The following is a 10,165-nucleotide window of genomic DNA, read 5'->3' as shown; positions in this document are numbered from 1 at the left end:
TCTTGGGGGTCCGGGCTACCGGGGGCGCTTCGTCGGGGGCGGGGGGGGGGGGGGGGCGCGGGCGGGGGGGGGGGGGCGGCCGGCCCCGGGGGGCGCCCCCCCCCCCCCCGGGGGGGGGGGGCCCCCCGCGCCCCCCCCACCCCCGTCCAGCGACAGCACCCCTGGGGAGAAGCCATGCAGCAACCGCAGCCGACCCCGCCCGCGCGGCGGAACATGGGCCAGGAGGCACCGTGCGTGTGATCGGCCTGATGTCGGGCACCTCCTACGACGCCATCGAAGCGGCCGCCGCCGACCTCACCCTGAACGGCGACGTTCTGTGTCTGCGGCCCCTCGGCCACCTCTCCCGGCCCTACCCCGGCGACCTGCGCGACCTGATCGCCGCCACCCTCCCGCCGGCCGCCACCACCACCCAGGCCGTGTGCGCCCTGGACACCGGCATCGGCCAGGCCTTCGCCGACGCCGCCCGACGCGCCCTGCACGAACTGTGCGACGGCACCGCCGACCTGGTCGTCTCGCACGGCCAGACCATGCACCACTGGGTGGAGGACGGCATCGTGCGCGGCACCCTCCAACTCGGCCAGCCGGCCTGGATCGCCGAAGCGACCGGCCTCCCCGTCGTCTCCGACCTGCGCAGCCGGGACGTCGCCGCCGGCGGTCAGGGCGCCCCGCTGGTCGCCATGACCGACACACTGCTCCTGCGCGCCCTGCCCGGCACCCCCGCCGCACTCAACCTGGGCGGCATCGCCAACGTCACCGTCGTCGCCCCCGGCACCGACCCCCTGGCCTTCGACACGGGACCGGCGAACGCCCTCCTGGACGCCGCCGTACGGCACTTCACCGCGGGCGCCGCCGCCTACGACGAGGACGGCCGCAGGGCCGCCGCCGGCCGCACCGACCCCGGCCTGCTCGCCTTCCTGCTGGACGACCCCTACTACCGCAGGCCCGCGCCCAAGAGCACCGGCAAGGAACACTTCCACCTGCCCTATCTGCAACGGGCCCTCGACGCCGTGCCCACGCCACATCCCGACGACGTCCTGGCCACCCTGACCCGGCTCACCGCCGTCACCGTCGCGGACGCCTGCCGCACGCACGGCGTCACCGAACTCATCGTCTCCGGCGGCGGCGCCCGCAACCCGGTGCTGATGCGCATGATCACCGAAGAGCTGCCGGGCGTGCCGGTCCGCCCCAGTGACGCCCTGGGTCTGCCCTGCGACGCCAAGGAGGCCCTGGCCTTCGCCGTGCTCGGCTTCCTCACCGTCAACGGCCTGCCCGGAACGCTCCCCTCGGGCACCGGAGCCCGCCGCGCCACGCTCCTCGGCAGCATCACCCCCGGCCTGCTGCCGCTGCGGTTGTGCGAACCCGCCGCACAACCGCCGCGCCTGCTGCGCATCACGCACTGACCCCATCCCGGCATCGAGGACCCATGACCCCCTCCACCCCGACCGTCCCCGCGCCGCCCGGCCCGGAAGACGACGCCCGACTGGCCACGATCCTCGCCGCGTGCGTCAGCGACCCGTCCAGGGTGACGACCGATGTGCCGCGCAGGGTCGCGGCCGCCCACGACGCCTCGCCGTACCTGTTCACACCGCGCGCCGTCGTGCGCGCCGCGTCCGCGGCCGAGGTGGGCGCCCTGATGGCCGGGGCCGGCGCGGCCGGGCTGCCGCTCACCCTGCGCTCGGGCGGCACCAGCCTGGCGGGGCAGGCGAGCGGCGACGGCATCCTCGTGGACGTCCGCAGCCACTGGCGCGGCGCGCAGATCCTCGACGAGGGCCTGCGCATCCGGCTGCAACCAGGACTGACGGTGCGTCAGGCCAATGCGCGGCTCGCCCGGTACGGGCGCCGGATCGGCCCCGACCCGGCCAGCGAGTCCGCCTGCACCATCGGCGGCCTGGTCGCCAACAACTCCAGCGGCATGAACTGCGGCACCCAGGACAACGCCTACCGCACCATGGAGTCCCTGCAGTTCGTGCTGCCCTCCGGCACCGTGGTCGACACCGCGGCCCCCGACGCCGACGCGGCACTGCGCGCCCGCGAGCCCGAACTGCACGCCGGTCTCCTGCGGTTGCGCGACCGCATCCGCGCCTCCGCCGCCTCCCGTGCTCTCATCGAGCGACTGTTCTCGATGAAGAACACCCTGGGCTACGGGCTCAACTCGTTCCTGGACCACAGCGATCCGGTCGACATCCTCGCCCACCTCATGATCGGCAGCGAGGGCACCCTCGGCTTCGTGGGAGAGGCGGTCTTCCGCACCGTCCCCCTGCTGCCGCACACCGCCACCGGCCTGCTGGTACTGCCCGGCCTCGCCGAGGCCACCGACGCCCTGCCGGCACTGCTCGCCGCGGGCGCCCGCACCGCCGAACTCCTCGACGCCGCCTCACTGCGGGTGGCGCAGCACTCCCCGGACCCGGTCGACGAACTGCACGGTCTGCGCGTGGAGCAACACGCCGCCCTGCTGGTCGAGTTCGCCGAGGACAGCGCCGAACTGCTGGAGCAGACGGTCAGGGCCGCGCGGCCGGTCCTGGAGCGCCTGCCCGCCGTCACCGGGACCTCGCTCGTCCGCGACCCGCGCATCAGGGCCCGGCTCTGGCACCTGCGCAAGGGCCTGTACACCGCGGTCGCGGGGGCCCGCCGTCCCGGGACCACAGCGCTCCTGGAGGACATCGCGGTGCCGATGGAACGGCTGACCCGCACCTGCGAGGGGCTCATCGCGCTCTTCGACCGGCACGGCTACCAGGACGCGGTGATCTTCGGCCACGCCCGCGACGGCAACCTCCACTTCATGCTCACCCAGGACTTCGACTCCGCCCGGGAGATCGAGCGCTACGCCCGGTTCACCGACGCCATGGTCGACCTCGTCCTGGACGCCGGGGGCACGCTGAAGGCCGAGCACGGCACCGGCCGCGCCATGGCCCCCTTCGTCCGCCGCCAGTACGGCGACGAACTGTACGACGTCATGCGCGAGCTGAAGCGGCTGTGCGACCCGCACGGCGTGCTCAACCCGGGCGTGATCCTGGAGGACGATCCGGCCGCCCACCTGCGCAGCCTCAAGAGCGTCCCGCAGGTCGATCCCGCACTCGACGCCTGCGTCGAGTGCGGCTACTGCGAACCCGTCTGCCCCACCGCGGACACCACCACGACACCCCGTCAGCGCATCGCGCTCCAGCGGGAGATCGCGCTGGCCACCGCGGCCGGCGACGAGGAACGCCGCCGCGCCCTGGAGAGCGACTACACCTACGCGGCCGTCGACAGCTGCGCGGCCGACAGCCTCTGCGTCACCGCCTGCCCGGTCGCCATCGACACCGGCGCGGTCATGAAACGCCTGCGCGCCGAACGCCACGGCGCCGCCGCACAACGCGCCGGGAACACGGCGGCCCGGCACTGGGCGACCGCGGTCAAAGGCGTGCGCGCCGCGCTGAACACCGCGCACACTCTGCCCGCCCCCGCACTGCGCGCCGCCACCGGCGCGGCCCGCCGGCTCGGCGCGGGGGAACTGGTCCCCGCCTGGGCGGACGACATCCCCCGCGGCGGCCCGGCCCGTCCCGCGCCCCGGCGACCGGCCGAGCCCCAGGCGGTGTTCTTCGCCGCCTGCATCGGCAGCGTCTTCGCACCCGAGGCCGCTCCAGGTGGAGCGGCGGGCTCGGCGGCCGCCTTCCTGCGGCTGTGCGAACGGGCGGGCGTTCCCGTCACCGTGCCCGGTGAACTGGCCGGACTGTGCTGCGGCACGCCCTGGCAGTCCAAGGGCTACACCACCGGACACCGGACCATGGCCGCCCGCACCCTTGAGGCGCTGTGGGAGGCGAGCGACCACGGCCGGCTGCCCGTGGTCTGCGACGCTTCCTCCTGCACCCACGGCCTGGAGCAACTGCCCGACGCCCTCCCGGAATCCGACCGCGCCCGTTTCGCGTCGCTGACGTTCGTCGACAGCGTCGTCTTCGCCGCCGAGCAGCTGCTTCCCGCCCTGCCCGAACCCCGCCGGCTGCGCACCCTCGCCCTGCACCCCACCTGCTCCACCGTGCACCTGGGCAGCGAGAGCGCGTTGCGCACCCTGGCGGCGGCCGTCGGCGACGAGGTCACCGTCCCCGACACCTGGGGCTGCTGCGCATTCGCCGGCGACCGAGGTCTGCTCCACCCGGAGGTCACAGCGGCCGCCACCGCCGCCCAGGCCGCCGAGATCACCGCCGGAACCTACGACGCGTACGCCTCCTGCAACCGCACCTGTGAGATGGGCATGACCCGTTCCACCGGCCGCCCCTACCGACACGTGCTGGAACTCCTCGACGAAGCCACCGAGCGACGACAGGGGTCAAAAAATGACCACAACTAAAGCCTGCCGGTTACTTATTGACGTCCGCGCTTGCTCTTCAGATACTCGACCCACACATGAGTTCACCGCGTTCGCCAAGAGCACGGAGGTCACACCATGAACCTGTCCAGAAGGAATCTGCTGGCCGCCGGCTCCACCGCGGGGGCCCTGACTGTCATGGGAGCGGCCACCGCTCCGGCCGCCGCGGCGCAGGGCCACGGGCGCCGACTGCGTACCGGCTTCGAACGCCTCGCAGAGGACGGATACGCACTGCTGGACGGCCAACGCGTCGGCATCGTCACCAACCCGACGGGCGTGACCCGCGACGTACGCCACATCGTCGACGTGATGCACGCGGACGACCGGGTGAACCTGGTCGCCGTCTTCGGACCCGAGCACGGTTTCCGCGGAACCGCGCAGGCGGGCGGCTCGGAGGGGCGCTACGACGACCCGGCGACGGGCCTGCCGGTGTACGACACCTACCTCAAGAACGGCCGGCCGCTGGCCGACATCTTCACCGCCTCCGGAGTCGACACCGTGGTGTTCGACATCCAGGACGTGGGCGCGCGCTTCTACACATACATCTGGACGCTCTACGACTGCATGGAGGCCGCGCAGCTCGCGGGCAAGCGCGTCGTGGTCCTGGACCGGCCCAACCCGGTGACAGGACGCGGTGCGCTCGGCCCCGTGCTGCACAAGGAGTTCGCGTCGTTCGTCGGCCGGCAGCCCATCGCCCAGGCGCACGGCATGACGGTCGCGGAGCTGGCCCGGTTGTTCAACGGCGAGTTCCTGCAGACTCCGGTGCACCTGGAGACGGTTCTCATGTCCGGATGGCGGCGCTCGGACTTCTACGACACCTCCGGTCTGCCCTGGGTGCCGCCGAGCCCGAACATGCCGACACCCGACACCGCCCTCGTGTACCCCGGGACGTGTCTCTTCGAGGGCACCAACCTGTCGGAGGGGCGCGGCACGACCCGTCCCTTCGAGTTGCTCGGGGCCGAAGGCATCGACGCCCGGTGGGCGGAGGCCGCAGGCGCCCTCGGCCTGCCGGGGGTGGAGTTCCGTGAGGCGTACTTCGCGCCCACCTTCTCGAAGTTCCAGGGAACGACGGTGGGCGGCGTGCAGATCCACGTCCGCGACCGTGACATCTACGACCCCGTGCACACGGGAGTGGCGCTCCTGGTGACCGCGAAGCGTGTGTGGAGCGGCTTCTCCTGGCGAGCCGACCACAACATCGACCTGCTGACGGGCAGCACACTGGTCCGCACGATGATCGACGCGGGCGCCGGGGCGGACGAAGTGGCGGCGGCCTGGGCGAGTGAGCTGGCGGCGTTCCGCAACCTCCGCCGTCACTACCTCCTCTACCGCTGACCCCCGCCGGCCCGTCCCCCCGGGTCTCGCCGTCGGCCGGTCCGGACCGACGGCGAAACCCGCCGGGGGGGGTGGACGTTCGCCACCGGGCACGTCGCGATGAGCAAACGGCCGGCCGAGTCCGACGACCGGGCCGGCCCTCAGGAAGCCGACTGCCGTGCGGTGCGGTGGAACTTGACCCTTGCCCCGTGGAGTTGGTAGGCGATCTGACGGCAGGCGATCTGACAGGCCTCGGCGGCGCGGGCGCGACACAGGTCGTCCAGCTCATCCTGGCGGAAGGTGAGGCCGACCGCGGCGATCGGGAAGCCCGTCGGGTCGAGGACCGGTGCGGCGACGGAAGCCAGGCCCTCGCCGACCTCGCTGTCTTCCCGTGCCCATCCGAGTGCACGAACGCACTGCAGAACGTGGCGCAGTTCCCGAAGGGTCGTCGGCCCGCGATCTGTTCGGCGGGTGAGGCATGCGGGATCGCTGAACAGGGCGCGAGTGTGTGCGTGGCTGTGATAGCCCAGCATCGCGCGTCCAGTGGCTGTGAGCTGGGCCGGGAGGCGGACGCCCACGTCGGCGAGGGTGACCGGAGCGCGCTTGCCGGAGATGCGCAGGAGGTGCATCGTCTCCCGGTTGCGCAACACGCTGAGTTGCGCGACCGCCTCGGGGAACCGCTCGACGACCAGGTCGGTGAGCGTCGGCCTGCCGAGCCGCTGGATCGTGGTGTCGCAGTCGTACGAGTTGGCGATCTCGTAGGCTGCCGCTCCCAGACCGAAGGTCTGGTCCGCCGGGTGGTGCAGGGCGAAACCCTCTTCGACCATCAGGCCCAGCAGCCGATACGTGGTCGAGCGTGGGAGTCCGAGTCTGACCGACATCACGGAGGCCCGTGCGCCGGACGGGTGTTCTGCCAAGTACCGCAGGATGTTCAGTATCTGTAGCGCCGAGGGCATCGAGGACATGGCGGTGTTTCCTCCTCCTGGCTGTCACGTCACATCAGACGCGGCGCCCTCGTAGAGAGCGCTCTTGCTCTTCGAGGCGGCGTTGGACGCCGACCGGGTCCTCGTCGCAGATCGCTTGGACGAGGAGGGATGCCGCCATGAACGTGGCCGCATGGGTGTCAAAGATGAGTCGTGAGGAGATGTCGGCGCGCAGCAGCACTTCTGCCCAGTCGCTCCCGGCGACGACGTCGGAGTCACTGATCAGCACGAGCCGGAAACCGAGTTGCTGGGCGAATTCGAGCGCGTCGATGGTGTCGGCGGGGTACGGGGCGTGGAGGAAGGCCACCAGCACACCGGCACCGACCGACCGGTCAGCCACCAAGGACTCGGCCAATTCGGAACCGGCGCAGGTGAGGACACGGACGTCACGGTGAACCTTGGACGCGAAGTGGCCGAAGTATCCGGCGATGTGCGCGGCCGAGCGATGCCCGAGCGCCACGACCACGGGCGCACCGACGATGAGGGCACCGGCCTGCCGGATGCCGGTACGGTCGGAGAGGCGGACACCGAGGGACCGGAGGTTCTCGATCTCGCTGTTGAGCGCACGCTGGAATTCATTCGGCTCCTCCAGTTCGGAACCCGGGGGCGAAGCATTGAGCAGTTGGACCAGTGCGTGCCGGAGTTCGGCATAGCCGGAATAACCCACGGCCACGGCGAGCCGGGTCACCGACGGCTGGCTCACGTTGGCGAGTTCGGCAACCTCCGACGCGGTCAGCGAGGGAACGTCGCTTGAGTGCTCCACAAGAGTCTGGCTGATCCGGCGCTGAGCAGGAGTCAGACGGTAGCTTGCGAAGAATTCGACGAATTCCCGAGACATGTAGGGAGTCTCCACACTTGACCGGATTTCAGATCGGCGTGCCGGCGTCAGAAATTGGACTTGCCGCCGTCAATGGCGATGAGCGCGCCATTGAGGTAAGGCGTGCTACCGCAGAGATACGATATCAACTCCGCAACATCCTCCGGCCGGCCCTCTCGCAGCAACACGTCGTCCGCGAGTCGGAGCAGCTTCCCGTCGGAGACCTCGTGGCGCCGGGCCCGCAGATCGGTATTGGTCGTACCCGCACTGTCGAGGATGTGCGCGGGGCAGACCACATGGCACTGCACCTGGGGTGCAAGGGCCACCGACAGGATCTGCATCATCTTGACCACGGCGGCTTTCGCGATCGAGTGAGCGGTCAGGAGGGGCCAGCCCTCGAAGTAGGAGTTGCCGGCGATCGCGATGATCTTTCCGCTGCCGCGCTCCTGCATGTGCTTCGCCGCCGCCTGGGACAGGAAGTACGGGCCCCGTACGAGAACGTCGAAGGCCTTGTCGAAGTCCGCGGTGGTCGTCTCGACGAAGGGTGTCGCGACAAAGCTGCTCGCGTTGTGCACGACGAAGTCCAGTCGGCCGTGCTCGGCGACCACCGTGTCGACGAGGCCGCGGCAGGCCTCGGGCGAGGAGACGTCGGCATCGTGAGCAAAGGCTCGGCCGCCTGCCGCACGGATCGCCTCCATCGTGGCGTCGGCATGTCTTTGCTGTCCGCGGTGGTTGATGGCCACGACGGCGCCGGCACCGGCCAGCGACTCACTGATGATCCGGCCCACACGCTCGGCCCCGCCGGTCACCAGGGCGACGGTGCCGGCCAGTTTCTTCTCAGCCAATTTGCTCTCCACTGTTGACGTCGATGATGTGTCCGCTGAGCCCGGCGGCCGACGGCGACACGAGGAATCCGACCACCTCGGCGATGTCCCCTGCCGTCGGCAGGTCGGGCAGGGCCCGGCGGTCCTTCGTGGCGGCGTCCAGGCGGGCGAAGGGATCGGTCTCGGGCCCGGGTTCGTCCGTCCAGCCGGCCAGGCGGCCGGGGGCGACGACGTTGGCCCGCACGCCGTATCGGCCCACCTCCAGCGCGAGAGTGCGGGTGAGCACCTCCACCGCGGCCTTGGCGGCGCCGTACAACCCGAGCCCGGCGCTGTGACGTCGCGCCAGCCCGCCGCTGATCGCGACGAGGCAGCCTCCGCGCGCGGCCACCATGGGCGGTACGAAGGCCGAGATCAGTGCCAGATGCACCGCGATCGCACCCGACTCGGTCGTCCATGCCTCCGGAGTGACGTCCACCAGGTCGCCCGTGTGTGGTGTCGGATGCGCGCAGTTGACGACGACGGAGGGCCACTTCGCCGCATGGCGGCGTACGGTCTGTACCAGCCGGGTGATGTCCGGCGGCTGCGTCAGATCGGCGGATGCCACCAGGTGCCCGGTGCCCGGGAGGCCGGCCGCCACCGCGTCCGCGTGCACGCGGTTGCGGCGGCAGTGGAGGATGCATCGGTAGCCGTCGGCGGCCAGACGATGCGCGACGGCAGATCCTATGCCGCTGCTCGCGCCGGCCACGAGTGCGACGGGAGCCTCACCGGCCGGCCTCGCGAGTGTGCCCATGTCGTCAGCCGGCCGCTTCGGAGGTCTCGGCGAACGTGACGAGACCGTTGCCGTACTTGTCGAAGTAGTCGTGGACGGCCGTCGACTGCCGTGCCTCGCCGATGAAGGCGAGGTCGGCGCCGGTGAGCTTCGGGTAGGCGGTCCCGAGCCCCCACGGGAACGTGTGGTGCACCCACAGGTACACGCGGTTCGCGTAGGCGTACCAGGCCGCGAGCAGGTCGGAGAGTTCGTCCTTCGTCGTGATCTGGTCGAAGACTTCGACGATGCGGTGGACGAAGGTGCCGAACTTCACGAAGCCGCAGTAGGCGAGGAAGTCGACGTTCACCAGGTTCGTCCAGGCGAAGAGATCCTTGCACTGCTGGAGACTGAAGCGTTCGTCGCTCACGGCCCGCACGATGATGGCGGGCGTGATCCAGGTGGACAGGGCCCGCATGTCACCGTTCACGAACACGAGGTTGGAGAAGAACTGACCGTAGCTGCCGGCGTCGGAGGTGAAGACACCGAGCCGCATGGCCTTGATCTCCTCCGGCTCGTCCAGCCAGATCCGGTCGGTCTCGTCCTGGAGTTCCTTCTGGAGGGCGAGGACGTCGTTCATGGGGTCTTCTCCTTTCTCAGGCCGCGGTGACGGTGACGGCGACCGGCTCATGGGTGACGGTGTTGGACAGCCAGACCTCGCGGCCGACTCCGGCCATCTTCGGCTTGTCCTCGTCGAGGACCTCGGCGATCGGGGGGAAGCCGGGAAGCGGCTCGGTGATCGGCCCGTAGAAGAAGCCGAGGGTCTTGTAGTTGTCCGTACTGAGAGTGATCGTCCCGTGCGGCATCTCGGTCAGGAGCATGTGCTTCGCGGGAACGCTTCCGACGACGCGGGTCGGGGCGTACATCCCCTGGCCGGAAGCCGTGGTGTGCGAGTAGATCGTGGTGAAGGGGAGGGTCTCCAGGAACTTCTCGCACAGCTCCGGGTTCACGTCCCAGAGCAGGCGAGCCTTGAGGACCGTATTCAGCGCCGGGAAGTCCAGGCTTATGTGGGCGGGTCGACTCACTGGTCAGCTCCTTCGCATGGTTCGAGGTCTGCCGAAGCCCGGTGCCGAGCGTCGACAG

The 10,165-nt window shown here is 70.7% G+C and carries 9 protein-coding genes; 3 read left to right on the top strand and 6 right to left on the bottom strand.

What is annotated here, in order from left to right:
* Positions 1–230: 230 nt before the first annotated feature.
* The 3 genes from ACFYTE_RS19640 (at position 231) to ACFYTE_RS19630 (ending at position 5,674) form a co-directional block, all read left to right on the top strand.
* The gene (locus tag ACFYTE_RS19640; RefSeq protein ID WP_388711614.1) at positions 231–1,400 is read left to right on the top strand and encodes an anhydro-N-acetylmuramic acid kinase; all 1,170 of its coding nucleotides are present in this window, start codon (positions 231–233) and stop codon (positions 1,398–1,400) included.
* Between the two features lie 23 nt (positions 1,401–1,423).
* Entirely contained in the window at positions 1,424–4,324 is a 2,901-nt protein-coding gene (locus tag ACFYTE_RS19635) for an FAD-binding and (Fe-S)-binding domain-containing protein (protein ID WP_388711611.1), read from the top strand.
* 96 nt (positions 4,325–4,420) lie between these two features.
* Positions 4,421–5,674 (top strand): exo-beta-N-acetylmuramidase NamZ domain-containing protein, encoded by a 1,254-nt coding sequence (locus tag ACFYTE_RS19630; RefSeq protein WP_388711608.1) that lies wholly within the window; start codon positions 4,421–4,423, stop codon positions 5,672–5,674.
* A gap of 140 nt (positions 5,675–5,814) precedes the next feature.
* On the opposite strand, the gene ACFYTE_RS19625 is transcribed toward ACFYTE_RS19630, so the two are convergent.
* From ACFYTE_RS19625 to ACFYTE_RS19600, 6 genes are read right to left on the bottom strand one after another with little or no spacing between them, the layout of a single operon-like run.
* The gene (locus tag ACFYTE_RS19625) at positions 5,815–6,618 is read right to left on the bottom strand and encodes an IclR family transcriptional regulator (RefSeq protein WP_388711605.1); all 804 of its coding nucleotides are present in this window, start codon (positions 6,616–6,618) and stop codon (positions 5,815–5,817) included.
* 34 nt (positions 6,619–6,652) lie between these two features.
* Positions 6,653–7,474 carry a MurR/RpiR family transcriptional regulator gene (locus tag ACFYTE_RS19620; protein WP_388711602.1) on the bottom strand — a complete coding sequence of 274 codons (822 nt, stop codon included), beginning with the start codon at positions 7,472–7,474 and terminating at the stop codon, positions 6,653–6,655.
* Between the two features lie 47 nt (positions 7,475–7,521).
* A complete protein-coding gene (locus ACFYTE_RS19615) occupies positions 7,522–8,310 on the bottom strand; it encodes an SDR family NAD(P)-dependent oxidoreductase (RefSeq protein WP_388711599.1) in 789 nt (262 codons plus the stop codon).
* Complete coding sequence (locus tag ACFYTE_RS19610; protein ID WP_388711596.1) at positions 8,291–9,067, bottom strand: SDR family NAD(P)-dependent oxidoreductase; 777 nt, start codon at positions 9,065–9,067, stop codon at positions 8,291–8,293. The genes ACFYTE_RS19615 and ACFYTE_RS19610 overlap by 20 nt, the downstream gene beginning before the upstream one ends.
* A gap of 4 nt (positions 9,068–9,071) precedes the next feature.
* Positions 9,072–9,662, bottom strand: coding sequence for a hypothetical protein (locus tag ACFYTE_RS19605; RefSeq protein ID WP_388711593.1), 591 nt, complete (start codon positions 9,660–9,662; stop codon positions 9,072–9,074).
* Between the two features lie 16 nt (positions 9,663–9,678).
* Positions 9,679–10,107 carry a hypothetical protein gene (locus ACFYTE_RS19600; protein WP_388711591.1) on the bottom strand — a complete coding sequence of 143 codons (429 nt, stop codon included), beginning with the start codon at positions 10,105–10,107 and terminating at the stop codon, positions 9,679–9,681.
* Between the last annotated feature and the right edge of the window lie 58 nt (positions 10,108–10,165).

Origin of the sequence: Streptomyces sp. NPDC004629, assembly GCF_042873595.1 — a bacterium.
Classification (GTDB): domain Bacteria; phylum Actinomycetota; class Actinomycetes; order Streptomycetales; family Streptomycetaceae; genus Streptomyces.
This window is presented reverse-complemented; position numbering and strand designations above follow the sequence as displayed.

Coding starts and splice junctions, on each gene's coding strand:
- ACFYTE_RS19635 (WP_388711611.1), top strand. CDS start 1,424: ATGACCCCCTCCACCCCGACCGTCCCCGCGCCGCCCGGCCCGGAAGAC.
- ACFYTE_RS19630 (WP_388711608.1), top strand. CDS start 4,421: ATGAACCTGTCCAGAAGGAATCTGCTGGCCGCCGGCTCCACCGCGGGG.
- ACFYTE_RS19625 (WP_388711605.1), bottom strand. CDS start 6,618: ATGTCCTCGATGCCCTCGGCGCTACAGATACTGAACATCCTGCGGTAC.
- ACFYTE_RS19620 (WP_388711602.1), bottom strand. CDS start 7,474: ATGTCTCGGGAATTCGTCGAATTCTTCGCAAGCTACCGTCTGACTCCT.
- ACFYTE_RS19610 (WP_388711596.1), bottom strand. CDS start 9,067: ATGGGCACACTCGCGAGGCCGGCCGGTGAGGCTCCCGTCGCACTCGTG.
- ACFYTE_RS19605 (WP_388711593.1), bottom strand. CDS start 9,662: ATGAACGACGTCCTCGCCCTCCAGAAGGAACTCCAGGACGAGACCGAC.